The sequence below is a fragment of the Streptomyces sp. NPDC006872 genome (assembly GCF_040635845.1).
Taxonomy (GTDB): domain Bacteria; phylum Actinomycetota; class Actinomycetes; order Streptomycetales; family Streptomycetaceae; genus Streptomyces.
In genome coordinates this window covers 75,156-100,404 of sequence record NZ_JBEYIL010000030.1, presented here as the reverse complement: position 1 = coordinate 100,404, position 25,249 = coordinate 75,156, and the positions used below count along the sequence as shown (strand labels likewise).

At 69.2% G+C, this 25,249-nt stretch carries 22 protein-coding genes, 1 tRNA gene and 3 pseudogenes; 8 read left to right on the top strand and 18 right to left on the bottom strand.

Annotation, left to right across the window (positions count from 1 at the left end; all coding sequences use genetic code 11):
- The first annotated feature begins 385 nt into the window (after positions 1-385).
- Positions 386-1,417: a hypothetical protein gene (locus ABZ725_RS49170; protein ID WP_358808899.1), complete on the top strand. Its 1,032-nt coding sequence runs from the start codon at positions 386-388 to the stop codon at positions 1,415-1,417.
- Positions 1,418-1,545: 128 nt separating this feature from the next.
- Here the strand turns inward: ABZ725_RS49170 and ABZ725_RS49165 are convergent, their stop codons facing one another.
- The 5 genes from ABZ725_RS49165 to ABZ725_RS49145 all read right to left on the bottom strand — a co-directional run bounded on the left by ABZ725_RS49165 (position 1,546) and on the right by ABZ725_RS49145 (position 5,651).
- Complete coding sequence (locus ABZ725_RS49165; RefSeq protein ID WP_358808898.1) at positions 1,546-2,868, bottom strand: UDP-glucose/GDP-mannose dehydrogenase family protein; 1,323 nt, start codon at positions 2,866-2,868, stop codon at positions 1,546-1,548.
- 105 nt (positions 2,869-2,973) lie between these two features.
- Positions 2,974-3,240: a hypothetical protein gene (locus ABZ725_RS49160; RefSeq protein WP_358808897.1), complete on the bottom strand. Its 267-nt coding sequence runs from the start codon at positions 3,238-3,240 to the stop codon at positions 2,974-2,976.
- Between the two features lie 412 nt (positions 3,241-3,652).
- Positions 3,653-4,012 (bottom strand): hypothetical protein, encoded by a 360-nt coding sequence (locus tag ABZ725_RS49155; protein ID WP_358808896.1) that lies wholly within the window; start codon positions 4,010-4,012, stop codon positions 3,653-3,655.
- A gap of 338 nt (positions 4,013-4,350) precedes the next feature.
- Positions 4,351-4,779 carry a nucleoside deaminase gene (locus ABZ725_RS49150; protein WP_358808895.1) on the bottom strand — a complete coding sequence of 143 codons (429 nt, stop codon included), beginning with the start codon at positions 4,777-4,779 and terminating at the stop codon, positions 4,351-4,353.
- Positions 4,776-5,651: a TIGR03619 family F420-dependent LLM class oxidoreductase gene (locus tag ABZ725_RS49145; protein WP_358808894.1), complete on the bottom strand. Its 876-nt coding sequence runs from the start codon at positions 5,649-5,651 to the stop codon at positions 4,776-4,778. The genes ABZ725_RS49150 and ABZ725_RS49145 overlap by 4 nt, the downstream gene beginning before the upstream one ends.
- Positions 5,652-5,746: 95 nt before the next feature.
- On the opposite strand from ABZ725_RS49145, the gene ABZ725_RS49140 reads away from it, so the two are divergent.
- Together ABZ725_RS49140 and ABZ725_RS49135 are read left to right on the top strand one after the other, a co-directional pair.
- Positions 5,747-6,217, top strand: coding sequence for an Lrp/AsnC family transcriptional regulator (locus ABZ725_RS49140; RefSeq protein ID WP_351912782.1), 471 nt, complete (start codon positions 5,747-5,749; stop codon positions 6,215-6,217).
- A gap of 446 nt (positions 6,218-6,663) precedes the next feature.
- Positions 6,664-7,134: pseudogene (locus ABZ725_RS49135) on the top strand (ISAs1 family transposase); the annotation flags it as partial.
- 153 nt (positions 7,135-7,287) lie between these two features.
- Here the strand turns inward: ABZ725_RS49135 and ABZ725_RS49130 are convergent.
- On the bottom strand, positions 7,288-7,470 hold the full coding sequence (locus tag ABZ725_RS49130; RefSeq protein ID WP_358808893.1) for a hypothetical protein: 183 nt from the start codon (positions 7,468-7,470) through the stop codon (positions 7,288-7,290).
- Between the two features lie 114 nt (positions 7,471-7,584).
- The gene (locus tag ABZ725_RS49125; RefSeq protein ID WP_358808892.1) at positions 7,585-8,559 is read right to left on the bottom strand and encodes an ADP-ribosylglycohydrolase family protein; all 975 of its coding nucleotides are present in this window, start codon (positions 8,557-8,559) and stop codon (positions 7,585-7,587) included.
- A 163-nt stretch (positions 8,560-8,722) separates the two neighbouring features.
- Between ABZ725_RS49125 and ABZ725_RS49120 the strand changes: the two genes are divergently transcribed.
- Complete coding sequence (locus tag ABZ725_RS49120) at positions 8,723-8,911, top strand: DUF6207 family protein (protein WP_358808891.1); 189 nt, start codon at positions 8,723-8,725, stop codon at positions 8,909-8,911.
- Between the two features lie 135 nt (positions 8,912-9,046).
- Here the strand turns inward: ABZ725_RS49120 and ABZ725_RS49115 are convergent, their stop codons facing one another.
- The 6 genes from ABZ725_RS49115 to ABZ725_RS49090 form a co-directional block, all read right to left on the bottom strand.
- Entirely contained in the window at positions 9,047-9,343 is a 297-nt protein-coding gene (locus ABZ725_RS49115; protein ID WP_358808890.1) for a hypothetical protein, read from the bottom strand.
- Positions 9,344-9,990: 647 nt separating this feature from the next.
- Positions 9,991-10,067, bottom strand: a tRNA-Trp gene (locus ABZ725_RS49110).
- Between the two features lie 53 nt (positions 10,068-10,120).
- Positions 10,121-10,792 (bottom strand): transcriptional repressor LexA, encoded by a 672-nt coding sequence (gene lexA, locus ABZ725_RS49105; protein WP_358808889.1) that lies wholly within the window; start codon positions 10,790-10,792, stop codon positions 10,121-10,123.
- Between the two features lie 452 nt (positions 10,793-11,244).
- Positions 11,245-12,156 (bottom strand): MerR family transcriptional regulator, encoded by a 912-nt coding sequence (locus tag ABZ725_RS49100; RefSeq protein ID WP_358808888.1) that lies wholly within the window; start codon positions 12,154-12,156, stop codon positions 11,245-11,247.
- A 179-nt stretch (positions 12,157-12,335) separates the two neighbouring features.
- Positions 12,336-13,168, bottom strand: a protein-coding gene (locus tag ABZ725_RS49095; RefSeq protein WP_358808887.1) for an IS5 family transposase whose coding sequence is annotated in 2 segments (ribosomal slippage) — positions 12,336-12,664 and positions 12,664-13,168 — 834 coding nt in all. Because the reading frame shifts where the segments join, the coding sequence is not laid out codon by codon here.
- 129 nt (positions 13,169-13,297) lie between these two features.
- A complete protein-coding gene (locus tag ABZ725_RS49090; protein WP_358808886.1) occupies positions 13,298-13,696 on the bottom strand; it encodes a VOC family protein in 399 nt (132 codons plus the stop codon).
- A gap of 93 nt (positions 13,697-13,789) precedes the next feature.
- On the opposite strand from ABZ725_RS49090, the gene ABZ725_RS49085 reads away from it, so the two are divergent.
- Complete coding sequence (locus tag ABZ725_RS49085) at positions 13,790-14,779, top strand: WYL domain-containing protein (RefSeq protein WP_358808885.1); 990 nt, start codon at positions 13,790-13,792, stop codon at positions 14,777-14,779.
- Positions 14,780-14,918: 139 nt separating this feature from the next.
- Here ABZ725_RS49085 and ABZ725_RS49080 read toward each other — a convergent pair.
- Positions 14,919-15,224 (bottom strand): annotated as a pseudogene (locus ABZ725_RS49080) (transposase family protein); the annotation flags it as partial.
- A gap of 59 nt (positions 15,225-15,283) precedes the next feature.
- Here ABZ725_RS49080 and ABZ725_RS49075 point away from each other — a divergent pair.
- Both ABZ725_RS49075 and ABZ725_RS49070 read left to right on the top strand, forming a co-directional pair.
- Entirely contained in the window at positions 15,284-16,117 is an 834-nt protein-coding gene (locus tag ABZ725_RS49075) for a transposase (protein WP_358808902.1), read from the top strand.
- Between the two features lie 210 nt (positions 16,118-16,327).
- Complete coding sequence (locus ABZ725_RS49070; RefSeq protein WP_358808884.1) at positions 16,328-16,684, top strand: hypothetical protein; 357 nt, start codon at positions 16,328-16,330, stop codon at positions 16,682-16,684.
- 72 nt (positions 16,685-16,756) lie between these two features.
- Here ABZ725_RS49070 and ABZ725_RS49065 read toward each other — a convergent pair.
- From ABZ725_RS49065 to lanKC, 4 genes and pseudogenes are all read right to left on the bottom strand, one after another.
- A pseudogene (locus ABZ725_RS49065) lies at positions 16,757-17,029 on the bottom strand (methyltransferase type 11); the annotation flags it as partial.
- A 124-nt stretch (positions 17,030-17,153) separates the two neighbouring features.
- Positions 17,154-18,395: an MFS transporter gene (locus tag ABZ725_RS49060; protein ID WP_358808883.1), complete on the bottom strand. Its 1,242-nt coding sequence runs from the start codon at positions 18,393-18,395 to the stop codon at positions 17,154-17,156.
- Positions 18,388-18,948 (bottom strand): flavoprotein, encoded by a 561-nt coding sequence (locus tag ABZ725_RS49055; RefSeq protein ID WP_358808882.1) that lies wholly within the window; start codon positions 18,946-18,948, stop codon positions 18,388-18,390. The genes ABZ725_RS49060 and ABZ725_RS49055 overlap by 8 nt, the downstream gene beginning before the upstream one ends.
- Positions 18,941-21,520 (bottom strand): class III lanthionine synthetase LanKC, encoded by a 2,580-nt coding sequence (gene lanKC / locus ABZ725_RS49050; RefSeq protein ID WP_358808881.1) that lies wholly within the window; start codon positions 21,518-21,520, stop codon positions 18,941-18,943. The genes ABZ725_RS49055 and lanKC overlap by 8 nt, the downstream gene beginning before the upstream one ends.
- An 836-nt stretch (positions 21,521-22,356) precedes the next feature.
- Between lanKC and ABZ725_RS49045 the strand changes: the two genes are divergently transcribed.
- Positions 22,357-25,239: a type 2 lanthipeptide synthetase LanM family protein gene (locus tag ABZ725_RS49045; RefSeq protein ID WP_358808880.1), complete on the top strand. Its 2,883-nt coding sequence runs from the start codon at positions 22,357-22,359 to the stop codon at positions 25,237-25,239.
- The last annotated feature ends 10 nt before the right edge of the window (positions 25,240-25,249 follow it).

Sequence of the window (25,249 nt, the reverse complement as noted above, 5' to 3'; positions counted from 1 at the left end):
TCCTGCATCTCAGGGTCGTGGCGGATCACCACCCCATCCTCTCGCAACAAGCACGCACCTGAAGGCGTGGGACGGAATACGCCTGCGGTGATCCCAGGACGAGAGGGACGCCACCTGGGACCCGGGTCGGGTGAACGGGGTGTCGGCAGCACACAGCGTTACTGCTCCACAAAAGTTGAGCCAGAGCCCCAGAACGGACATCACTTGTGCGCCGGTTTGGGAGGCAGCACGTACTTCCAGGCGGATCGAATTGTTCACAGTTTGGACAGCATCGGTGCTTGCCGGACTGAGTCCAGAACGCCTGCAGGGTCACGGCTTCGGGCTTGGGGAGAAGGCAGTCGGGGGCGCTGCTCACCGAACCTGTCGAGTGTTTAAGGTCGCCTCCATGACGAGGATCACACCGCCGCGCCCACTCGATGTCGAGGCGCTCTTCCCAGAACTGGCCGCGTACCGGGGCACGACGACACGGCTGCACCCGCGGCCGGGAAATCCGGACGTGTCGGCCAGTTCCGTCGGCGGGCCGATGCTGTGGCCGGCGGACGAGCCGTGGCCGCTGTGCAGCGAGGCCCACGGCCGCGGGCGTGGCCGACGTCCCGCGGACATTCACCGGGAACGAGAGGTCCTGGCCACCGCGTGGGCCTGTGAACCGTTCCAGGGACTCACAGACGATGAACGGCAGCTCGTGGATGAGCTGCACCGCAAGCACCGGGTTCCTGGGGCCTCCGAGGCCGACCCGCTGCCGCTGATCGGCCTCGCGCAGCTGTACCGGCGGGACATCCCCGACCTGCTGGCAGGGCCGGACGGCTGCGACCTGCTACAGGTGTTCTGGTGCCCTTTCGATGCGCACGGCGTGGGCCGGCACGGCCTGCTACTTCACCTGGTCTGGCGTAAATCCGCCGAGGTCGGCGAGGTGCTCGCCTCGCCGCCTCAGCCACAGGTCGTCGGCTACGACGGGTACGTGCCCGAGCCCTGTGCGCTGCACCCGGAGCAGGTGGTCACCTACCCCTTCGCCGGTCTCCTTCCCGAAGAGCTTTGCGCCAGGCTCGACGCCTGGGAGGAGGGACTTGAAGAAGAGGCCGAGCAGTCGGAGGACGAAGAAGGGGCCGAGCTGGTCGGCTACCAGTACGACCTGTCCATCCCTCCGGGCTGGCGTGTCGGCGGATTCGCATCCTGGCACGCGACCGACCCGTACCCCATGGACTGCTGGACCTGCGCGACTCCGATGGAACTCCTGCTGACCATCGACAGTGCCGAGTGGGACGGCGGCAGCGGTAGCTGGATACCGGTCCAAGACCAGGGTCTCCGTCCGCACCCGTATGCCACTCCAACCAAGGTCGTCGTTGGCCGCTCGGGCGAGCTCAACGTCTTCGCCTGCCCCATCGATCCCGAGCACCCGCACCGCTGGAGCCTCCAGTAGGTCGTGGAGTTCTTCGCTCGGGTGCTGTCGTTTCTCGTGAATATCGAAGCCATCCGTGGATGGCGGATCGGGGCCAGGTACGAACGGGCACGGCACCGTCATGGGTGTCCCGCCCGTGACATGACGGGCTACTTCCCGGGGCGTCCGAGCTGGCGGATCTTCCAGCCCGCCAGGCGCCAGGGCTCAGGGTCGAGGGCGGTACGGCAGTCGACCAGCAGGGCGTTGGCGGGCCGGTCGACGAGGGTGTGGGGGTCGGCCTGCTGGTACTCGGGCCACTCGGTGGCCAGGACCACGACGTCGGCTCCGTCGATGGAGGCCGGCAGATCGTCGGTGTAGTCGAGTTCGGGGTTGCGGATCGCCGCGGTCGCGACGGCCTGCGGGTCGTGAACGATCAGGATGGCGCCGGCCTCCTGGAGGGCGCGGGCCAGGGCGAGGGCCGGGGATTCGCGGACGTCGTTGGTGCCCGGCTTGAACGCGGCACCCCACACGGTCACCTTGGCGCCCTTGAGGGGGCGGTCGCCCAGGGTACGGGTGATCAGGTCCAGGGCGCCGGCGGTGCGGGATTCGTTGATCTTCTCGGCGGAACGCAGGAGCTCGGCGGCCTCGTCGGCACCGAGCTGCCGGGCGCTCGCGGTGAAGGCGCGGATGTCCTTGGGGAGGCAGCCGCCGCCGTAGCCGATGCCGGGCCGCATGCCGCCGCTGCCGATGCGGGGGTCGATGCCGAGGATCTCCACGATCTGGTCGATGTCGCCGCCCGCGGCCTCGCACATGTCGGCGAGGGCGTTGGCGTAGGAGATCTTCAGGCCGAGGAAGGTGTTCGCCGCGCCCTTGGCGAGTTCGGCGGTCTGCGGGTCGGTGACGAAGAGGGGCACGCCCGCGTCCAGGATCGGGGCGTAGACGGAACGGATCGCTTTCTCGCCCTCGGCGGTGGTGACACCGGCGATGAGGCGGTCCGGGCGCAGGGTGTCCTCCACGGCGTGGCCCTCGCGGAGGAACTCGGGGTTCCAGACGACGTCGACGCGGTCGCCGGCGGGGGCCAGGCGCTGGGCGAGGACGGTGACCTGGGCGGTGGTGCCGACGGTGACCGTGCTCTTTCCGACAATCGTGCAGGGGCGGTTGAGGTGGGGGGCGAGTTGACGGATGGCGCCGTAGACCTGCCCGGTGTCGTAGGAGCGGCCGTCGGCGTCGATGGGGGTTCCGACGCCGATGAAGTGGAGGTCGGCGAACTCGGCGGCTTCGGGGATGCTGGTGGTGAAGCGCAGGCGCCCGCTCGTGGTGTGGCGGGCGAGGAGTTCGGGGAGACCGGTCTCGTAGATGGGGCATTCACCGGCGTTGAGCCGGTCGACCTTGGCCTGGTCGACGTCCACGCCGATGACCTCGTGGCCGAGTTCGGCCATAGCCGCCGCGTGCGGGATGCCGAGGTGACCACAGCCGATGACTGAAATACGCATCCGTGTCTCTCTCCTTGGGAGGGGCCCGCGTGCGGGGCCGGGGACGAGCCCTGAGGCTACTGCCGTTCCCCGGCCCCCCAGTTCAGCCGTTGTTCGTACTCTTGTTCAGCAGTCGCTCGAGGTCGCCGATCGCTTCGGCAGCCGTTGCGCGCGTACGACGACGTCACCGGTCTGCGGTGCCTCCAGCGGGTATGCGAACCAGCTCCCGTCCGGGCGGCGGAACCCTTCCGGGTCGGTGTGGAACACCGTGAGTCCGGCCGCACGGGCCCGCTTGGCCACGTGCCGGCGGTCGGCGTGCAGCCCGACCACGAGCAGGGCCTTCGCGTCGGGGTGGAAGGTGACCGGCGGGATCCGCTGGTCGTAGCGGCGCATGAATGCCTCCTCGAACCCGGCGCGGGCGCCTAAGAGGGCATCTGATCAATGTTCAAACCGTTGTTGCCCTGCGGACATCGAGCACGGCGGTGTAGGTGATACCGGACGGCACGTGGAGCCCCTGGTTGTACGGCCGTGCGGCCGCGGTTGAAGGCGGCGAGAACGTCGTCGCTGCTCGGCACGGGCGGGCGCCCTGTGGTCCCTGCGGGGTGACGCGGCGATACATCGCGCGGTGGGTGACCTGTCCACTCCCACAGTAAGGGTGGTGACCGACCTCCGGGGCGGGCCCTGCACCGCCCCGGATTTGAGTGCGCATCGGCAGTCGGCATTACGCATGAACTCGCGGACCTCGCAGCCCGGCGCACGAGGAAGTCACCCGGCTGATCTGTCGTCGACACCCGACGCAGGCTCCTCAGGCCAGAGGCAACTGACCGAGCGGACGACCGCGGTCGGTCTGCACCTCCAGGAGAGCGGCCACGTCCGCCCCCCTCGTGAAGGCGGGGCCGTCCCAGTACGCCGGGACCGCCACGGGCGTGAGGCGCACCTCGGTGCCGTGAACGCGCGCGGTGTCGAAGAGGGTCTGCAGCATCTGCAGGCTTGCCAGGTCGAGTGCGCCGAGGCGGGCACACCACGTCTGGGTCTCAGGGTCGTACGAGGCGATCGGGCGGAGCCTGTCGAGTTGCTCCTGCCATTGAGGATCGGCGGCCCGTGCTGTCCGGATGGTGGCCTCCAACACCCATGCGCTGTCACGTGAGTTCGGCGAACTGGTCATATAAGAGACGGTAGACGCCGCCACTGACAACTCGCCCGGTCGGGTGAATCCGGAGTCTGCACAGAACCTGGCCGTCCGCGAACGCGAACTGACTGACGTGGACCCCAGGGCCTCGGCATAGTCGCGTGAAGCCCGGTTCGTGACGATCTGTCAGTTCGGCGGTGGCCCCGGAATGTGACAGGCACAGCTTCCAAGATCATGGAGTTCTCAACGCCCCATGATCCGAGTGGAAGACCCTGCCTGCCGACGCATCATCGCTGATGGGTGTGGCTCCTTTGGAGGAAGAGCGTACCCAGGTGCGTTCCGCCGGTGGCGGGCTCCGCTCCCGGGCCCGGCAGTCAGCGGTAGTAGGGCTCGACCGCGGCCTGTACCTCCTCGAGCAGCGCGGGGCCGTCCTGCGGCACGGGCAGTCGGCTGCTGCCCGGCCTGATGTCCAGGAGCTGTTCGTTGGACAGGGCGAACACCACTCGCCGCAGCCCTGCCCATTGGATGACGGCCTCGCACATCCCGCACGGCTGGCAGCTGGTGTACATCGTGGTGCCTGCCGCCGTCTGTGCGTCGAGCTCTCTTGCGGCCCACCTCGCCAATTTGAGTTCCGGGTGTGCGGTGACGTCGTTGTCGGTGAGGGTGGTGTTGTGTTCCTCGGCCAGGATCGTCCCGTCCGGTCCTGCCAACAGAGATCCAAAGGGCGGGTTGCCGCTCGCGCGTGCCTTGGCCGCGAGCGAGATGGCCTGTCGGAGGAGGGTGTGGTCGTCGGGTGTGGTCATGACTGCTCCATCGTGGTGCGGGACGGGGTCCCGAGCTCGTAGAAGTGTGCGGCCACGGTGGCGAGGGCCTGCCAGGCCGCCTGCGGGTGACACGTCGCGCGGGGGTCGCCCGGGTAGGTGTCGAGGACGACGGACTTGGCGCCCAGCAGCCGCAGTTGGTCGAGATCGTCCATGATCTGGTCGATGGTGCCCTCACCGGCGAGCCGTCCCGCTCCGTCGACCAGTTCCCTGGTGAGTCGCAGAGCGATGCGGGGTGCCAGGGCGGGCACGGGCAAGTGCTGCTCGTCCGCGTACGTCTCCAGCCTGCCCGCGGCCTCGCGCAGCCACGGCACGGTGGGGCGCAGCGGATGCCATGCGTCTCCGAGTCGTACGGCCCGGCGCAGCCCCGCGTCGCTGTTTCCGCCGACCCACACCGGGATCCGGCGCTCTCCGTAGGACGCGGTGTCCTTCCAGGCGGCCCGGATGTCCCGCAGGTGGTCGTCGGTCAGCTGTCCGCGCTGTGAGAACGGGATGTCGAGGGCGGCGAACTCCTGCCGTGCCCAGCCCACTCCCACGCCGAGGACCAGCCGGCCGCCGCTCAGCTCATTCAGATTGGCCGCCATTCGGGCGGTGAGCAGCGGGTGCCGGTAGGGAGCGATGAGGACCGTCGTGCCGAGCTGGATACGGGTGGTGAGGCCGGCCAGCCAGGACAAGGTGGTGAAGGGCTCGTAGAAGGGTGCCGGATAGCGCTCGGCGACATCCGGCGTGATGGCTATGTGGTCCGAGATCATCAGTAGGTCGAAGCCCAGGCCCTCTACGGTCTGGGCCCAGCTGCGCAGCACTCCGGGGTCAGTGCCCGGGCCGAAATTGGGGACGTTCACTCCGATCTTCACAGGGCCCAACCCTAGGCAGGACGTATGGGTCCTCAGAAGGGATTCCCGCCTGTTCAGAGGCGGTTCAGCCGTGGATCCGCCGGTAAAATGGGCGTATGACCGAGAGTCTCGACGCGACGGACTGGGCGATCCTGACAGAAGTCCAACGGGACGGCCGGATCCCGTTCACCGAGCTGGCACGGCGGGTGAACCTGAGCGCGTCGGCGACCAAGGAGCGAGTGCGCCGACTCGAGGAGGCCGAGGTGATCACGGGGTACCGTGCGGAGGTGAACCCGGAGCGGACCGGTTACCCAGTGATGGCGGTGGTCCGGCTCAAGTACCCGGGGCCGGGAACCCGGCACGAGCCGCTGCGCCGGCTGCTGGAGGAGCGCCCGGAGATCCTGGAGTGCCTGCGCACCACCGGAGACGACTGCTACATCATGAAGGTGGCGGCCACGTCGATGGCCCACCTGGAGGAGATCGTCGACGAGCTGGCCGAGTTCGGGAGCACCACCACCAACCTCGTCCTCAGCCGGACGCTCCCGTTGCGCGGCCCGGGGGTGCCTCGGGGGAACACCGTCAGGTAGTCGCGGATGCCACTCCACCGCCGGGGCCCGGCCTGGCGCCCAGCAGCGGCGACCGCCCCCAGCGCCCGGGAAGACCATCGCCGTCGGGTCCAGCTCCTCTTGAAGGGACGGGCCCACCGGCACAGACCTGCGGATTCACCAGTGGCAAAGCACCGGCTCAGCTCGTCCCTCCAAAGGAGCTACACCCATTGCTGATCCCGCCTGCCCTTGACCAGCTCCGCGAGCATCCCGAGGTCGTGTCCGACGAGGTCCCGCGCCTGCTGGAGCGACTGGCCAAGGTGCCCGACCCGCGGGACCCACGCGGCGTACGGCACGCTCCGGTTGCCGTGCGCGCGCCGACCGCGTGCGCGGTTCTGGCGGGGGCGACCTCTGTGCCGGCAGTCAGCGAGTAGATCGCCGACGCCCCGCCGCACATCCTGGAACGCCTCGGCATACGCCTCGACCCATTGCTCCCAAAGCGGCTCCTGCCTGCGGAAACGACGGTCAGGAGGCTGCCGGCCCGCATCGACGGCGACGCGCTGGATCGGGCGGTCGGACGCCGGCTCGCCTACCGTCGCCCGAAGGTGACCGGGCTGCGCGGTCTCGCAGTGGACGGCAAAAGCCTGCGCGGCGCGGCCAAAGCGAACGTCCGCAAGATCCACCTGCTCGCCGCACTGGAGCACACCACCGGCCTGGTCCTGGCCCAGCCGGACGTCGGCGAGAAGTCGAAGGAGATCACCTGCTTCCAGCCGATGCCGGACACCGTCGCCGACCTGGCAGGAACCGTCGTCACCAGCGACGCCATGCACACCCAGCGCGAGCACGCCGACTACCTCCTCGACCGCGGCGCCCACTACATCGTGATCGTCAAGCGCAACCAGAAGAAGCTCCGCCGGCAGCTCAACTCCCTTCCCTGGAAGGACATCCCGCTTCAGGGACGCACCCGGGGCATCGGCCATGACCGGTCGGAGATCCGCCGGATCAAGGCCGCCACCGTGAACAAGCCTCCTCTTTCCCGGAGCCCGCCAGGCGGTCCAGATCAAGCGCCGGCGCACCGACCGCAACACCGCCAAGACCACCGTCAAGACGGTCTACGCCGTCACCAGCCTGACCGCCGAGCAGACCACCGCGGCCCAGCTCGCCGAACCCGTCCGCGACCACTGGAAGATCGAGGCCCTGCACCATGTCCGCGACACCACCTTCGCCGAGGACGCCTCCCAGCTGCGGACCGGCAACGCGCCCCGCGCGATGGCCACCTGGCGCAACCTCGCCATCGGAGCCCTCCGCACGGCCGGAGCGAAGAACATCGCGGCCGGCCTCCGCCGCAACGCCCGCGACCCTCGCCGACCCCTCGCACTCCTCGGCCTCAGATGATCACAAACCGGGCGTCATGCGGGACTGTCGATGAGACAGATGTGATAGCCCGCATAAAGGCGCTCTCCGAGGCGGTGTGCAAGGTGGATCAGGTCTGTCAGGTGCACCACTCGTCCGTCGAATCCTGGGAGGGGGACATGGAGCGGCTGGGTCCAGTGGGCGGGGATTGCATCCAGCCCGTAATACGCCCCCGCGAGGCCTCCGGTCACTGCGGCGACGGTGTCCGTATCACCGCCCAGGTCGATCGCCGCGCGAATCGCGTCTTCGAAGCTGGTGGTAGTGCGCAGGGCCCAGACGGCGGAGCCCAGGCAGGGCCAGACGGCACCGTTGAACTCGGTCGCTTGATCGGGGTGCCAGTCGGGCGCGAGGACTGTGGCGTAGCGGCCACGGTGGTCGGGGTGGACAAGACCCAGGGTGTCCGGGATCGCGGTGAGGGGGTCGGTGTCCTCGAACGTGACGCGGATGAGTTCGTGGAAGATCGCGGTGCCTTCCCAGGCCGCGCGGTCCCCGTGGGTGAGGGCAGCGATGCGGCGGGCAGCGTCCATGGTGGCTTCTTGGCCGGCGGCCGCGAAGTGGACCGCGGACGTCGATGCCCGCATCAAGGAGCCGTTTCCAGCTGCTCGCCGGTTGACCTGGAAATGGATCGCGGCGGCAAGGTCCCAGGGCATGCCGTTGGTCAGGACGTCTTCGGTCTGCAAGCCGATGTCCTTCGGTTCTGATGCTGCCCACCGCTGGAAGCGGGCGAAGATGTCCGGCAGATCCAGTCGACCCTGCTCCAGCAGCGACTCCGCAACCAGGACGGCCATCTGCGTGTCGTCAGTGGCCTCGCCGGGGTCCCAGCCACCGCCTCCGCTCATCTCGCCACCGGCACCAGGCTCGGGAAACCGCGCGGAGAACGCTCCCTGGGGACCGAACTCGAAGGGGCCGCCCAGAGCGTCACCCACTGCTGAGCCGACGACCGCACCAGCGGCCCGCTGAATCCGCTTCATTCGCGCAGGTTATCTGCGTTGCGCGGACGGCCGCGCGAGCCTATTCCTTCTTCGGCTCCCCGAACCAGATCGCCGCCCGCACAAGCGACGTGCAGGAAGTCTGAGCTCTGAAGGGGCCGACGACCGATCCTCGGCTGTCGACCTCATCTCGTAGTTCAGAGAAGTGGCGGGCTTCGACGATGCCACCGTCTTCGCCTTCCAGACCGCGGTCGCCCGAACCTGGGGAACCTCGAGGGTCGAGCGCACCACCCGAGACGCCGGCCGGCCCGGTGTACGGCTGCGGATGTACACCGGTCTGCGGCAGGTCCTCGAGGAGGCCTCTTCACCCGAGCCGGTGCCATCGGCCACGTAGACAGGCGTGGTCCGCCACCACGGGGGGAATGGAGGACCACGCCTGCGTCCACGGTGCCACACCCGTCCCCCAGCACACGCGTTCTGCGGCCGAAGCCACGGCATCAGAAGACGACTTCGTCCGAATGGAGCGGCGTCAGGTGCGGGCCCGCAACAGCGCGAGGACGGCGGCCGCGTACGCGCGGGATCGGTCCCGGACGGCGAAGTAGTCGGTGTGCAGCTGGTCGAACTCCTCGTACAGGCTGCCGCGTTTGCGGTAGCCCACGCGGCTGGCCTGCAGCAGACGTGCCTGCTTGGCGATTTCCTGCACCAGCGGGTCGTCCGGGCCACCGAGCCGGAGCTCCGGCCCGGGCGACGGGATCGCCCGCCAGATGTCGACGTACGTGGTGTCGATGGTGTTGATCCACCACTGGGGCACGCGGCCGCCGGGCACGATGCGCGGCTGCGGCAGGCGAAGGGCGGCTGCTTTCCGCCCGCCCGCCGGGCGAGCAGCCCGCGGGACGCCCGCAGCAAGGCAGCGGCGTGCACCTTGCTCAGGACCACAGCGACCCGAAGTCCACGGTCCGCGACCTGGTATTCAGAGGTCTGCACGTACGCGCGGATCCGGCGCTGGTACTCGGCGGGCTCAAGGTGGTCGCGGTTCGGCCTCGTGGGGTGGCCTGCCTTCTTCGCCTCGTCCACGCGCACGTCGGCCACCTTGGCTCGGTTGAGCTGAAGCGCCAGTCGTTCGATGGCTGTGGGCCACAGACCCCCATCACTGACGATCTCCCTTCCCGCTGATGCTCGACCCGTCCTTGGTCAGGTTATCGGTGCGCCGTCCCCGCATCCGAGGCCCGTTCCTCCGCCACGTGGACCGATGAGTCCCGCCGGCCCTCGACGCAGAGGTGGCAGTCAATGCCGTGGGACGACCTCAAGCTGACCACCCAGAGCGGACGGCGCTGCGCTGGCCGACGCTTTCCGTGAGTACCACAGCGGTGAGCACGGCACGGACGTGGTGGCGGCCGATGCGAGCCTGGCGAAGGGGCGTGCGTACTGGCGATCCGCGACCCGGAAGGTGCGGTGCAGCCCCTCTTTGATCGGTGGCAGGGGCGGCAGGAGTCGAACCTGCGGCATCCGGCTTTGGAGGCCGGCGCTCTGGCCATCTGAGCTACACCCCTTGGTGGGTACAGCTTGGCATGACCAACAGGTCCGTCTCCAAGGGATTTCCGTCTCAGAGAAGGCGCAGGACGCCGACCACCTTGCCGAGGATCTGCGCCTGGTCGCCGCGGATCGGGGCGTAGGACGAGTTGCGGGGCATCAGCCACACCTGCCCGTCCTGTCGGCGCAGCACCTTGACGGTGGCCTCGTCCTCCAGGAGCGCGGCGACGATGTCCCCGTGATCGGCGCTGTCCTGCCGCCGTACGGTCACAATGTCGCCGTCACAGATCGCCGCGTCGATCATGGAGTCACCGGACACCGTCAAGGCGAACAGGTCCCCGTCGCCCACGACCTGTCGCGGCAGGAAATAGACGTCCTCGATCATCTCCTCGGCGAGCAGCGGGGCGCCGGCGGAGATCCGTCCGACGAGCGGCACGTCCACCGCTACCTCGCTCCTGTCGCCCAAGTCGGGAGACCAGGAGGGCCTCACCCGGTAGGCGCGAGGACGGTGCGGGTCGCGGTAGAGAACGCCTTTGTGCTCGAGGGCCATCAACTGGTGGGCGACCGAGGACGTGCTGGCGAGTGCCACGGCCTGGCCGATCTCCCGCATCGACGGCGGGTAGCCCTGCCGGTCGACCGACTCCGTGATGTAGCGGACGATGGCCGACTGGCGGCTCGTCAGCTGCCCCTCGACGGCTCGTGGGCCCGGGGGGCGGCCCCGGCGGGCAGGGTCGGCGTTCTCCATACCGGGCACCTCCGTACAAGATCCTCGCGGAACGCGACCTTAACCCGCCATCCGGCGTAAATGGAACACCATTTCGACCTCCTGACCGCAGGCTGCTTCAGCCGGGCGGGCCGGCATCCGTCATGTCAAGCAGTCGCGGCTCCCCACTTCGGCATACGACGCGCGCTCCCATAAGGGGCAATCCATGCACCTGCGGCCCCGACCCTGAGGTGCAAAGCAGTCTAATTCGCCGCCCTGACGGAACAACCCCACTTCACCCCACTTGCTCGGCATCACACCGCATACAGACCGGCAGGTGCTTCGCTCGTTCATTGACGCCGAAATCACGGGTTCTCACGCTTCGAGCGCCAAGTTCACAACGTTCTCGGCCTAGAGGCTCGTATCCACAACAGCGTCGACGTTCCATCGGGAGGCAACGGAAGGAGGGCACGCACGTGCGACTAGGCCGTGTTTTAGGTAGCGGGTAAGTCTTGGGCGGAGAGTTCTTCGGCCAGTTCCATACAGCGCAGGCGGGCTGGGGAGAAGTCGTAGGGCATCTTGCCGGTGGCTTCGAACGCGCTCATGGAGTCAGCCTCCCGCCTGTCAGGGCTGAGGTCGGCCCCGTCCTCGCCGTCATCGGCGGTGGCAGGGTGCAAAGTGTCCCAGGCGTCGAAGAGGGCATCGTCGTCCTTCCCCAGGCCGGACTCCTCGATGACGGCCTGCAGGGCGCTTTCGAAGGCGTGCCGCTCGACAGCCACTTGAACCACCCGTGGATCATCGACGGCGACGCTGTCATCGAGTGCCTCCTCGGCGTCATCGATGCGGTCGGAATCCTCCCGCAGAGTGGGATGCGTGGCCAGGACGACGAAGCGGGTGGCCTGGACGGCCGCGCCGAGCGGGCCGAAGATCCGCTCAGTGACCAGCAGACTGTCCAGGTCCGCCTGGCGCAGGGAGCCCTCGGGCAGGCTCTTGAGGCGTTCGGTGACGAAGCCGGAGAGCAGGCCCATCCGGCTGCCTTCGGTGCGCATCCGCTGCACGGCGGTCCGCTGCCGCCGCAATTCCGCCTCCTGCTCGGCGAGGGTTTCCTCCAACCGCTCCAGGATGCCCGCGATACCGTCTCCGCTGTCCGCACCGGCGGAAGCCGTGCCGGTGGTAAAGGCGTCACGGATGTCGTCGAGGGCGATCCCGGCGTCGGCCATCCTGCGAATCCACAGCAGGCGGATCATGTCCTCGTACCCGTAGCGGCGGCGGTCATCGCCGCCCCGCTCAGGCTCGGGGAGCAGGCCGATCTCGTGGTAATGGCGAATCGCCCGCGGCGTGGTGCCGGCGAAGGCCGCCGCGTCACCGATCTTGACCTGGCGGGGTGGCATGAAAGACGAATGCATGAGCAAGGACCTTTCCTCAAGGGATCGGGACGTAAGTCCACCGGACCACATGCCGCTACGGAAGGTGCAACCCCATACACACCGCTCCGCGCCAATGCCGGGAAACGCGCCCTTCCTCCGTAATGACCGCAGGGCCGTCCTTTCCTGCCGGGGCATCCGCACGACGGCAGACTGAGGGTTCACAGCCACTGATGAATCGCCGCGACCTGAACCGTCGCCCCGAACCGAACCGCAAGTCTGTCGAACCGGTTCGCCACGGCCCGGTGCTCCTGGAGACGGCTGATCCCGCATTCGACCGCGTGCCGGGCCTTGTAGTCCTCGCGGTCGAAGAAGGGCGGACGGCCACCGCCACGTCCGCGGCGCCTGCGGTTGCGGACCTGATCGACCGGCTCTGGAATCGTGCACCTGATGCCACGTCTGCGCAGGCAGGCGCGATTTGCGCGTGAAGAGTACGCCTTATCGCCTCGCACCCGCAGCGGGCGGCTTCTCGGCCGGCCGGCACCAGGCCGGGCACCCCGATCGCGTTCAGGACCGGCTCGAAGTGCGGACTGTCACCGCGCTGCCCGGCGGTGATCAGCAGCGACAACGGCTTCTGTCCCTGCTCACACGCCAGATGGATCTTCGTGGTGAACCCGCCTCGCGACCTGCCCAGTCCATGGTCTTCAGGTTCGGCGCTCACTCCGCCCGGCGGTTCCTTCTGCACAGCACCGTGTCGGCGGGCACCGGCAGCATGCCGGTGTGCCCGGCAGCTGGTGGAATCGACATTGACCTCCCAGAAGATCAGCCCGGCCGCATCAGCCCTCGCCTGCAACAACGTCAGCAGCCGGGCCCACACACCCCGACGCCGCCATCTCCGGAACAGTCCATACACCGTCTGCCACGGTCCGTATTCGAACGGCAGGTCCCGCCAAGGAACTCCGGTCCGGACCCACCACCGCACACCGTCCACCAGCCGCCGACAGCCAGGCCACCTGCGACGCATGCCCACCGCAGGCAGCAACGACTCCAGCATCGACCACTGCCCATCAGAAACCCGGCTGATCTGGGATGTCCCCTGCTGGTGGCGCTCCTGGACTCGGCGGCCGCGTTCACCGGGAGCCCTCCGATCTCAGGGCTCCCGCGTGAGCGGCTGTGCGTGGCGTCAGCGTGCGAACTTTTCGATGGCCGCCGGGGTGACGGGGGTGAAGAAGTTGACGAGGTTGCCGTCGGGGTCGCGGAACAGCAGCGACCTGTTGCCCCAGGGCATCGTGGTGGGCTCGGTGACGAAGTCGGGGACGAAGCCGGTCAGGTTCTGGTGAACGCGGTCCACGTCGTCGACGAGGAACTCGGTGATCACGCTGTGGTTGTCCGCCGGGCGGGCAGAGCCCGGGGCGAACAGCGGGACGGTGCGGGTGCCGGCGATCGCGAGGGTGGCGCCCGCGGTCTTGAGTTCGGCGAAGTCCTCGGTGGCCCACGTCGCCCGCTCTCCTGTGGCTCGCTCGTAGAACTCGACGAGGCGAGCTACGTCGCTGGTGATGATGCGGATCGAGACGAAGTCCATGGGGATCTCCTTGGCTGTGCTGAAGGCGTGCACTGCGCAGGCTAGGAGAGATAGTGGACAGAATCGGTCCCGTATTCACGTTAGGTTGTGCACATGCCTCGACCCACTGGCCGCGTGCTGGCACTCCTGGAGCTGCTGCAGTCCGGCGGCACCCGGACGGTGGCCGAACTAGCCGGGCGGCTCGGCGTCGAAGGGCGCACCGTGCGGCGGTACGTGGACCACCTGATCGACCTCGACGTGCCCGTGGAATCGGTGCGTGGCCGCTACGGCGGGTACCGGCTCGCCCCCGGGTACCGCTTGCCTCCGCTCATGCTCAGCGACGACGAGGCGCTGGCTGTGCTGCTCGGCCTGGCCGCCGGCCGCCGGGCAGGGCTGACGACGACGCAGCACACGGCGAACGAGACGGCATCGGCGAAGATCCGGCGGGTGCTGCCCAAGCACATCGCCCGCCGGCTCGACGCACTCCTGGAATCCTTGGCCTTCACGGAACAGCCCGGAGAGTTCGACACCCCGGACGCCGGAGTCCTGCTCACCATCGCCGATGCGGTGCGCCACCGCCGACCGGTCTCGATCCGCTACACCGACCGCGACGGACAGCGCAGCGAACGCCCGCTGCACGCGTACGGGATCGTCGCCCATGCGGGCCGGTGGTACGTCACGGGCAAGGACACCCGGATCGGCGAGGACCGAACCTTCCGGCTCGATCGCATCGCAGACGCGCGGACCCTGCCCGGCTCATTCGAAACGCCCGTGGGTCCCGATCCGGCACAGCGCGTGCTGTCAGGCTTCGCCACGGCCGAGTACCGGCATGAGGTGACCTTGCGGATCCACGGGACGGTCGAGCAGATCCGCGCCCACCTTCCCGCCAGCGTCGCGAGCCTGGAGGAGCACGAGCCGGCGGCAGGCGAGGACCGGTCAACCGAGCGCTGGCTGCGCGTCGAGCTGCGGGCGGAGCGGCTCGACTGGTTGCCTCCGCTACTCGCCTCACTCGACCGGCCGTTCGTCATCGAGCACCCCGCTGAACTGCGCGACCTCGTCATCGAGCTCGCCGATCGCCTCGCGTCCTACGCCCGCCAAGCCTGACAGCCAGGAATCAATGTCATGAGATGGCACATCAAACACCAGAGGCGACAACCGCCTCCACCCATGAAGCGCTCGGGACGGCCCGAACGTGCAGCCGGATCACTGAGCTCTTTCAGCGTTACTGCTCCAGGGTGAGGGGTGTCGTCACCCACGGTCCGGCTCCCATGTAGGCACGGTCGGCGAGGACCGGGACGCCCTGGCGTTCGCAGATCCGGATGATCCGGTGGGTGCGGGCCGCAGTCAGGTCGTGCGCTCGGCCGGGCAGTGTGGGCGAGAGCCACAGAAGCCGGCCCTCCGGGTCGGTCACCACCTGCACGTTCACGCCGTGTCGGCGGTGCTTGGCGGAGTAGTCGGCCCGGCCGTCACCCAGGCGGTCACACTCCGCGAGAGTGCCGTCGAGCAGGACGTAGTCGGGATCGGTCTCGCGCAGCACCTTGAGCAGCCCGGTGCACGGTCGGCGAGCAGGCTGATCACCGCGCGGGTGTCGGCCGACGGCGGCACGCTATCAGTGAGCCAGCCCGAGGGCGGCAGGGAACCGGCTCCTACGGCACGCAGCTCGCACGGGTGCTCACCGCCGCCGGCCTGACCGTCTTCGATGTCAACCGGCCCGACCGGCGCATGCGTCGCCAGCACGGCGAGTCCGACCCGATCGACGCCTACGCCGCCGCACAGGCAGCCGCCTCCGGCCGCGCAAGCATCACCCCCAAAACCCACGACGGAGCCGCTGAGTCCCTCCGCGTCCTGCACAACGCGCGTGCCTCCGCGGTCAAGTCCCGCACACAGGCGATCAACCAGATCCGCAGCGTGATGACCACCGCCCCCGACACCCTGCGCGCCCGGCTCCGCGACCTGACGACCGCCGACCTCATCGTTACCTGCGCCCGACTGCGCCCCAGCACAGACCTGGCCCGACCAGCCACTGCCGCCAAGTTCACCTTGCGCCGCCTCGCTCGCCGTCGTCAGGAACCGGATCGTGAAATCCCCGAAACCGCCGCCCGGCTCCTCGCTGCTGTCGGCGACAATCCCGAACGCCTGCGTTCCGAGGCAGCCTTCGCCCACCTGTGCGGCGTCGCCCCTGTCCCCGCCTCCTCCGGACGCCGGGACCGCCACCGGCTCAACCGCGGAGGGAACCGCTCCGCCAATGCCGCTCTCTACCGCATCGCCGTCGTCCGCATGCAACGAGACCACCGAACACGCGAGTACATCGCCCGCCGCACCGCACAAGGCCTACAGAAGAAGGACATCATCCGCTGCCTGAAACGCTACATAGCGCGCGAAGTCTTCAAAGCTCTCACCTGCACGAATAGCTCCAAGCGCACCCTCACCCAGGTCACTTGACAGGAAATAGGAGCATCTCCTGTGCCCGTAGGTTGAGACTTCGAACACCTACCCCAACGGCGCAGGAGTCTCGTGCGTTGCGCATCCCGGTGGCGTCACCCGATCGGTGGCCTTCTGGAAGGCTCATTGACGCCGTGTCGCTCCGAAAATCGGCAGCGTCACGTCGGCGCGGGCACGACGATCACCACGCGAGTGGTGAAGACTGGACAGATGCGTCACGATCCCGGCGGACTCCTGTTCATAGCGCTCGGTCTCGCACTTGTCGCCGCCGGCTTCGTCTGGCGGGGACGTGTCCTGCGCCCCCTCTCGGTGAAACGGGCCCAGGCAGCCGTGATCCGGGAGCGATCCAGAAACCTGCTGCGTTCTGCAGACGTGGCGATCGCCGAAGCGCGCCGCCGGGCCGCACGCGGCGAACCGGCCATCGTCACGGTCAAGGACGTGACCAGGGTGGCGTGTAAGCACTACGGGCACCTCTTCGTGGAGCGCGAAGAAGCAGCTGCCGCCCTCCGCCAGCGCTACGAGGCCGCCGACTGCCGGGTGGACTGCATGACAGACGCTTTCAACTGACTGCCCTCCTCGGCGAGTGCTTGATGCCAGGGGCACCAAAGCCGTCACCTGATCGGTGGTCACACTGAAAAGGCTCAGTGCCTTGTGTAGGCGCTGTTCCTTGGCCGGATCGATCGTGACCATCGCGGGCAGTTGACCGCGTGGCACGGCCAGGTGCCGCTGGGCAGGACGTACCACGATCAACCGGCCGGTCGGGCGCAATACCCGGTGGAACCCGGATGGGTTGCGCGGGGCGAACACGTCCAGCACGACGTCGGCCACCCGGTCGGCCAGGAGGAAGGGCAGGAAGACGTCCCAGCTTGCCGCGGCGGCTCGCTGATGGGCTCGGGCTGACGAGCGCAGCGCGCACCGAGGTGACGGAACCCGCACCTCACACCTCGACCGACTCCAATCCACCGCCTGAGAACAGGACCACACCAGCCAGTTTGCGGATTTCCCAACGGAGTTGTCCACGGCGGGGAGCAGGTGATCAACGCTCTGTGTTCTCCACAGCGGGCGGAACGGTCAGGACGGGCGTCCCGCGCTGGAACTGCGGAACCATGGTGATCACCAGCACCGCAACGAGCACTCCCGCATGGGCCGCCATCGCGAGGCTTGGCGATCCCCTCTCGACGAGCCAGCCGGTCGCCAACGCGGCGAACGGGTACAGCGATCCGCCGATGAGGAACAGCGAACTCTGCGCGCGTCCCATCAGCTCATCCGGGATGAGCGCGTACAGCCGCGCATTCTTCGGCACCACGATGATGGGTGCGAGAAACGCGATCCCGGCCGTGCAGACGGTCATCACCACCGGACTGGGCGAGAGCGCGCCGGCCACGCCCAGAGCCACGATGAGCGCCGTCGTGGCCCGGATCAGACGGTCTTCGTTCGCGGCGTGGAAACGTGGCGCGAATACGGCTCCGGCCAGTCCCGCGGCTGCCATGACCGTCAGGGATAGGCCCAGGCTCAGTCCCCCGTCCTGCCGTCCCACGACCAGGATCAGGACGAAGCCGATTCCGGCAGTCGCGAAGTTCATGAGCGCGGACCAGCCGATCATGAGCAGGAGGTAGCGAGACCGGGCGACGAACCGCAAGCCGAGCGCGATGTCAGCCCGTACGGAGGACGACACCCGGCCGCCCCCGCCCAGCCGCCCCCGCACCGACAGCACCAGGCTCATTCCCACGGCGTACGACAGGGCGTCCAAGGCGAAGGGTACGGCCGGGTGCAGTCGGTAGAGGGCGGCGCCGAGCAGCGGGCCGACCAACTGCACCGCGTTGCCCTGGGCGTGTCCCAAGGCGAGCGCCGAGGGACGCTGCTTCTCGGGGACGAGCTGCGGCAAGGCAGCGGTCGCGGCCAGGTTGGCCACAGCGGTGAGCATCCCCTCCACCGACATCAGCCCGACGATCAGCCAGAGCGCCCCGGCCGGCCGTGTCATCGCCACCACGCCGACACCGGCCAACGCCGCCGCCCGCCCCGCGTCCGCCACCATCAGGACCGAGCGGCGGTCGAACCGGTCGGCCGCCACACCGGCCGGCAGTTGCGCCGCGTAGAACACCAGCAGGCGGGCGGTTGCCACCAGGCCGGCGGACGTGGGCGATCCCGTACGGTCGAGGACGAACAGCGGTAGTGCCAGGCTGGTGAGCTGCGAGCCGAGCGCGGACAGTGTGGATCCGATCCACAGGAGCCGGAAGTCGGCGAGCCGTAGGAGGGTGGCCCAGCCGCGATCAGCCATGACGCTCCTTACGCTCCTCCCACCACGTGGTGATCACCTCCACAGCGGGCTCCGGCCCGGGCATCACCAGGGTGGAGACGATCTTCCGCTGCCAGATCTCGTAGGCCTCACCGGGCGACGGGTCCACCACCGTGTGCCCCTCGGCGCGGAGCGCAGCGACATGACGGAGTACCGAGGAGCGGGACCACATGGTGCGGTTCATGCTGGGGAAGAACAGGACCGGTGGCTCCGCGACCAGCAGCGCCGTCTGCGCCGGGGTTCCGGCCAGTCCAAGAGCGGTGCAGGCCAGAGTGTTGGCACTTGCCGGCAACACCGTGATCCCCCCTGAACTCGATGCGAACTCGGTGGGATTGAAGCCGCCGGTCGCGGTCGTCACGCATACGTCGGCGTACCAGCCCACTACCTCAGGCCGTACGAAGCGCTCAGCGGCGGCCGTCAGCAGCACCCGCAGCGGGGTGTGCGGCAGACTGCGCCGAAGCCTGGAGAGGTAGCCGGGCAGCGCTACGGCCGCGCTCGAACCGCAGACGATCACTCCCAGCGCGTCGTCAGGCATCGGGGCCTCCTGGCAGTAACTGGTCCAGCGTGTAGTTGAAGTCCGGGCCGCCGCGGTTCACCCGGTCGAGCACCAGCGCGATCCCGGCGCTTCCGGTGGCGAAGTCCGTACTGAATCGCACGAACCCCTCCCCCGCGAAGGCGATGCCCTCCGGCTGCTCGCCGGCCAGACTCGCGATGGCCGCGCCCGTGCTTGCCGCCAGTGCCTGTGCCTCCGGCAGCCCCAGCAGATGTGCGCAGTCCAGCCCGAAGTTGGCCAGACCGGCCATGCCGTTGAACAGCCCGGGGCTGACGGTGAGCCCGCCGGCTCGCGACCGCAGCAGTCGGTCCAGCACGGACCGCAGCCGCTCCTCACCCGTCACCAGGCAGTACCGGACAAGTGCCGTACCGACTCCGGAGGCGCCGCGCGACCAGTACGGTGTGGCTGCTCCGCCGCCGACGCGCTGCGGAAAGGACAGCATGCCCGCGTCGTGGTCGATCGCCTGGGCCAGGTCGTGGGTCAGTGCCCGTCGGCCGATCCTCAGGAACGACTCTTCGCCGGTAGCGCAATGCAGGTACAGCAGAAACAGCGCGACCCCCGAGGAGCCGTAGTCGTAGCCGACGGGCTGCCTGCCGCCACGCGGGTCGGGCCAGTAGAGGCCTTTCCCGGTGTCGCGGGCATCCGCGAGCAGGGACCGGCCGATCCGCTCCGCCTCCGTCAGCAGGGTGGTGTCGCCGGTCGCGTCCCACACCGCCAGTGCGGCCATGCCGATGCCCGCGCGGCCGGCCGCGATGTCGGCTGCCTCCGGTGGGTCCTGCGCATTCGACCGGATGACCCCGCTCATGATCTCCTGGGCGCGGTCGGGCTCCCCGGCATCGCACAGGGTCCAGGCCACGCCTGACCGGCCGACGTACAGACCCGTCGGCGCCCGCTCCAGCGTGTCCATCAGACGGTGCGTCCAATCCCGGGCGGCTTCCGGGATCCTTCCGGTGATCCGATGCAGGGCTCGCAGCACACCAGCCGCTCCGTAGGCGACCGACCACGGGTTGGTGGCGAAGACCCTGGGGTCGGCGGGAAAGAGCCGGTCGTCACGGTCAGGGCTCATCACCGCCTCGATGAACCGGACGCAGCCGCGGGCCACGGCGCCGAGGTCGGACAGGTCTGTGCGCGGAGGGTCGGCTGCAAGGCCCAGCCGGGCCAGCAGGTCGTCGACCGGTTTGCCGAGAAGCGAGGCGACATGGCGGGTTGAGCGGGCGAGTGCCCCGGGGTCGAGGTCACGCAGCGTGTTCCGGGGCATGGTCATGGCGAGTTCCACGCAGTCGACACCGAACAGGTCGAAGGCCCGGCCGTCTTCAGTGACGGCATCCCGCGGCGGGGCGAATCCGGCGGTGTACGGGTACATGCCCTGCGGACCGTCCACCGGGCGTACCGACTCGAAGTCGATCAGCCGCACCTGACGCGTGGCGGGGTCCACCTTGATGTTGGTGATGGACAGGTCTCCGTACGTGAAACCCATCTCATGACAGGTCGTCACCGCATGGCGCACCCCGGCCACCACGTCCGCTATGACGTCCCGGTACTCCTCGATCGCCTCCGGACGGCGGTCGTTGCGGGTCAACGGGTGCTGGGAGCCGATAAAACTGATGAGTGCCAGGCTGTCGATGTACTCCTCGGCGAGGAAGAGGTGCTCCCACTCCTCGAAGAGCTCGATCGGCTCGGGTGCGACGCCGGTGCCCTTGAGCCTGGTCAGCGCGTCGAACTCGCGGCGCAGCCGGCCCTGCGCATCCGAGCCGTCGTCGGCGAAACCGGTGTGCGGGCGCGCCTCCTTGAGGACCACCGGGAGGCCGTCGCTGATCCGCTCGGCCAGATAGATGCCGCCGGTGCCCGCGTAGTGCAAAGGGCTCAGTACCTGGTACTCCCGGATCTGAGCGCCCTTCTGCCCGCTGCCCGCGGCATCGTCCTCGTACAGCTCCGGTATCCATGGTGGCCGCCGGTAGACCGGAACCCGCTCGTCCTCCCACGTCAGGCCGTCCGGCCCGGACACGAGGGGGACGCGTACGCCGTCGACGTCCCGCGGCCCCAGCGCCTTGAACTCCCCGTATCGGTAGTACAGCGAGCTCTGCCCGTACCGTTTGTCGGTCAGCACGTAGGGGCCGCGGATTCCGGCGGTCACCGGAGCCAGGCGGCCCAGCAGCTCGCGGCACTCCTGTGCGGAGCGCGGGTAGACGGCGATGACCTTGCCGATCTGGCCGGGGGCCCACCAGCGGGCCGTGCTCATCCTCACGAACCGGGTGGAGCGCAGGCACTTGAAGGCGAACGGGCCACGGGCGAACTCCTCGCAGACCGCCCGCAGCGCGGCCTGCGCGTCCGCGGGGACCGCCGACAGATGGATCTTCCACCCGTGGTCGGGCAGCGGGCCCGCCCCGGGCGGCAGCACCCGGGCCCAGAGGCCTTCCCGTTCGACCGCGTACGCGTCGGGCAGCCGGGCACGCATCTCGCCGGCCAGATCGTCGTCGGTGACGGTGCGGCCCACCGACTCGTAGAAGCGCCGGTCGGCCAGACCCGCGGCAAAGTACTCGTTGAACCTGCGCATTGCTCTCCATTCCGGCGCGTCATGAGTCGGGCCCGGGCCGGTGGAGGAACCTCCGGCCCGGGCCCCGGTCGATGGTTCAGCAGTGGTCGCTGACGGCACTGGTCTGGCCGCAGCTGACCGCCTCGGTGCCGAACAGGCCGCGCTCGGTGTCGTCCTCGATGACCAGGTTCACGAGGGCCAGGACGTTCTGCATGGTGGTCCACCTTTCATCGGAGCCGGCGGGAGTGCCGACGACGAGAAGACTGCCGAGTGGCGGACGGTTGCGCCTGGGGGGTGGCACCCCAGAATTCCGGGCGGCCCGCGGTCCGGGCTGGGGGCAGGACCCGCACCCGACAGTGACGGCGCGGTTCAGGGGATGCGTCCCGGGCATTCCGGTTCGGCATCGGGGCAGTTGTGGCAGCGGACAGCCGGGACAGCGGCCTGCGGCGCGGGCTTCCCCACCGTACTTCCGGACCGGTCCGGCCCGGCACGGCATGATCCCGGCGCGTGCCGGCCCGGCGCCGATGTGCGGCCACGGCAAGAATATGGGGGCAGATCCCCCATGTACGCGCCGGGCGCACCATGGAAATCTGCGGTGGGTGGAAACCGAGCGAGGGGCCGAGGACAACACGGTGAAGTCCGCGTGCCCACCAGGAGGCTCCTGGTGGGCACGCGGACTTCACCTCGCGGAACGGCTGGATCAGGAAGAGGGCCCTGCGCGCCCTGCCGACGGCCGGACGCGAGCGCGGGCCCAGCAGCGCCTACTCCGCTGGGCCGCCCAGCGTGACTTGTGGGCCGACGACTTGAGCGAGCGCGGAGCCGGTTGCGATGAACACGGGGTCACCGAGGAGGACCTGATGGCTCTGCTCGCCGAGAGCGGGTCGGACCTGGCGGCCCGCACCACCCGCCCGGCCTGGGCGGACTGGGCTGAGCAGGCGCTTGCCGACGCACCCGAGTACGCGCCGACGGTACCCAGCGGACTGGAGTGGGACTGCGCGCTCGGAGTGATCTGCGCGCCTTTCGCCGAGCCCGCCGGCGAGCGCCTCGCCCGGGCTGTCGATTCGAGCGGTCTTCCCGCCGACACCGCCATGCTTCGGAAGGCGTTCGTCGACCGGCTGACCGAACGGCTCGTCGAAATCGCGGCCCACTGTCTTGTCGTCGAGCTCAACACGGCCCGGGAACAGGGCAGGCTGGCCGGCGACGAACCGCAGGACCGGTTCGTCTCGTTCGTCCGGCAGACGGCTCAGAAACAGGGCATAGCGGGCCTGCTGGCCCGCTATCCGGTCCTTGCCCGGTTACTCGCGCAGGCCGGCCAATACGCGCTGGACGCGGAGATCGAGCTGGTCGGCCGCCTTGTCCGCGACCGCGCGGACATCGCCCGCGTACTGCTGCGCGCCCCGGACCCCGGACCGCTGCTGGAAGTGTTCCCGCGGGGCGACACCCACCGCCGGGGCCGCACCGTCGCCGTGCTGCGTTTCGCCGACGGAAGCCGCGTCGTGTACAAGCCTCGCCCCGCCGCCGTGCACCAGCACTTCACGCAGCTGTTGGAGTGGCTCAACATCCGCGCTCCCGGGCTCGGTCTGCGCACGCCGCGCGTACTGGACCGCTCCGCATACGGTTGGGCCGAGTACATCGAGAACGCGCCCTGCCGCACCACAGCGCAGGTTGATCAGTTCTACCGGCGCCTCGGCGCGCTGATGGCGGTGCTGCACGCACTGGATGCCACCGACATGCACTGCGAGAACCTCATAGCCTGCGCCGACCAGCCTGTCCTGGTCGACCTTGAGACGCTCTTCCACCCGGTGGCCGGGGCGCCGGCTGACGACGACGGTGACCCGGCCCAGCGCGCTCTGGACAGATCGGTCCTGCGTATCGCGCTGTTGCCGACTCTCGTCTTCGGACCGAACGACGGGTGGGACGCCTCCGCTCTCAGCGGCGGCCAGGCGGGAGCCCTTCCGCTGGAGACCCCCGGCTGGGCCGCGCCCGGCACGGACGAAATGCACCTCGTCCACCGTCCGGCCCACTACCTCGGAACCGACAACCGGCCCAGGCTGGGGGCTGTCGAGGTTGACCCCACTGACTTCTCCGACGCGCTGCTCGACGGATTCCGCACCGGGTACGAAACGATCACGGGCCACCGTGAGGAGTTCACGGCACCCGGCGGTCCCGTGCACGCGTTCGCGTCGGACGAGGTCAGGATGGTCGTACGACCCACCCGCCTGTACACGACGATGCTGGACGAGCTCACACACCCCGACGTCCTCGGCGACGCGCTCGACCGGGACCGTGAATTCGGCATCCTGCGGGCACTTCCAGTGCAGGCGGATGTCGGCCTGCGCATCGTCCCCCAGGAGCTGGTCGATCTGTGGGCCGGTGACATTCCCCTGTTCACGCATCGCCCGTCCGGCCGGGATGTGGTGGCCGGCTCCGGCCAGGTCCTGACCGGGGTGCTCGCCACCCCCGCCCTGGAGCAGGTGCTCGCGAAGATCGACGCGATGGGGACAGTGGACCTCTACGATCAGGAATGGATCACCCGCGCGGCGCTGGCGACCAGAGTCCGCCCGGTCGGCCGCCCGGCGGCAAGGCCCGGTCCCGTGCCTCACACACCCCGCCCGGCACCGGTAGCGGCACCCGAGCAGTACCTCGCAGCGGCCCGGACCATCGCAGATCAGATCCTCGCCGGAGCCTTCCACGACGAACAGCGGATCAATTGGCTCGGCCTCCATCTCGTGGAGAACCGGCACTGGGCGGTGCTGCCGCTCGGAGCCGGACTCTCAGGCGGGTACACGGGCGTCGCGCTGTTCCTGGCCCAGCTGGGCCAACTCACCTCGGTCCCGCGGTACGCCGAGGCCGCCCGTCGCGCCATCGCACCGGTGCCCCGCCTGCTGAGCGAACTCTCCGAGCGGCCCGAGCATGTGTCCCTGGTGGGCTGCGGAGCCTTCAGCGGCCTGGGCGGACTCGCATACGCGCTGACCCACCTCGCCCATCTTCTGCGGGACGGCGAGGTGTCAGCATGGGTCGAACCCACCGTGGCCCTGGCGACCGAGGCGGCGCAGCGCACAACTGATCCGACGGTGGCCGGAGGCCTGGCCGGATGCCTGGCCGCGATGCTTACGGTGCACCGGCACACCGGCCTGCCCGGCGCCGCGAAGGCAGCGGCGCTCTGCGCCGAGCGCCTGCTGGCGGCCGATCCTCCGCAGCTCCCCGCGGGCTTCAGCGAAGGGCTCCACGGCATCGGGTGGGCCCTGGCACGATATGCGGATGCCGAGGGCGGGAGCATTCACTACTACGACGCCGCCGCGGCTCTACTGGCGCAGCCGGCCGACCACGGCGACCATTCCTGGGGCAGCGGGCTGACCGGTGTGGGGTTCGCCTTGGCCGACTCCCGGGGCGCCGTCCCCAGCGGAGCTCAACCGGACCTCGACCGCGCGGTGCGTGCCGCGGCCCGGGGCGGGATACTGCCCGCCCACAGCCTCGGCTGCGGCGAGCTGGGCAGGCTGGAACTGCTGACATTCGCGTCCGGCTTGGGCATCGAAGCCGCGCTGGAGAGCCTGCCGCACCGCGCGGCCGCGTTCCTGGCCGACCTCAGGCGCAAGGGACCCAGGTGTGCCGTACCGGCCGGCGCGGAGTCGCCTGACCTCATGAACGGCTTGTCCGGCATCGGACACGGCCTCCTCAGACTGGCCGCCGCCGGACGGGTTCCGTCCGTCTTGGCGTTGCGGCCACCGCGAAACAGTTGACCGACGATGT

Bases quoted from the DNA above. Each gene is read 5' to 3' on its own strand.
- lanKC (WP_358808881.1), bottom strand. From the start codon at position 21,520: ATGCGCAGGTTCAACGAGTACTTTGCCGCGGGTCTGGCCGACCGGCGC.
- ABZ725_RS49130 (WP_358808893.1), bottom strand. From the start codon at position 7,470: ATGGCGAGGTTGCGCCAGGTGGCCATCGCGCGGGGCGCGTTGCCGGTC.
- ABZ725_RS49070 (WP_358808884.1), top strand. From the start codon at position 16,328: ATGCGTCACGATCCCGGCGGACTCCTGTTCATAGCGCTCGGTCTCGCA.
- ABZ725_RS49170 (WP_358808899.1), top strand. From the start codon at position 386: ATGACGAGGATCACACCGCCGCGCCCACTCGATGTCGAGGCGCTCTTC.
- ABZ725_RS49055 (WP_358808882.1), bottom strand. From the start codon at position 18,948: ATGCCTGACGACGCGCTGGGAGTGATCGTCTGCGGTTCGAGCGCGGCC.
- ABZ725_RS49090 (WP_358808886.1), bottom strand. From the start codon at position 13,696: ATGGACTTCGTCTCGATCCGCATCATCACCAGCGACGTAGCTCGCCTC.
- ABZ725_RS49165 (WP_358808898.1), bottom strand. From the start codon at position 2,868: ATGCGTATTTCAGTCATCGGCTGTGGTCACCTCGGCATCCCGCACGCG.
- ABZ725_RS49100 (WP_358808888.1), bottom strand. From the start codon at position 12,156: ATGCATTCGTCTTTCATGCCACCCCGCCAGGTCAAGATCGGTGACGCG.
- ABZ725_RS49045 (WP_358808880.1), top strand. From the start codon at position 22,357: ATGGCTCTGCTCGCCGAGAGCGGGTCGGACCTGGCGGCCCGCACCACC.
- ABZ725_RS49125 (WP_358808892.1), bottom strand. From the start codon at position 8,559: ATGAAGCGGATTCAGCGGGCCGCTGGTGCGGTCGTCGGCTCAGCAGTG.
- ABZ725_RS49155 (WP_358808896.1), bottom strand. From the start codon at position 4,012: ATGACCAGTTCGCCGAACTCACGTGACAGCGCATGGGTGTTGGAGGCC.
- ABZ725_RS49060 (WP_358808883.1), bottom strand. From the start codon at position 18,395: ATGGCTGATCGCGGCTGGGCCACCCTCCTACGGCTCGCCGACTTCCGG.
- ABZ725_RS49160 (WP_358808897.1), bottom strand. From the start codon at position 3,240: ATGCGCCGCTACGACCAGCGGATCCCGCCGGTCACCTTCCACCCCGAC.
- ABZ725_RS49085 (WP_358808885.1), top strand. From the start codon at position 13,790: ATGCCTCGACCCACTGGCCGCGTGCTGGCACTCCTGGAGCTGCTGCAG.
- ABZ725_RS49150 (WP_358808895.1), bottom strand. From the start codon at position 4,779: ATGACCACACCCGACGACCACACCCTCCTCCGACAGGCCATCTCGCTC.
- lexA (WP_358808889.1), bottom strand. From the start codon at position 10,792: ATGGAGAACGCCGACCCTGCCCGCCGGGGCCGCCCCCCGGGCCCACGA.
- ABZ725_RS49140 (WP_351912782.1), top strand. From the start codon at position 5,747: ATGACCGAGAGTCTCGACGCGACGGACTGGGCGATCCTGACAGAAGTC.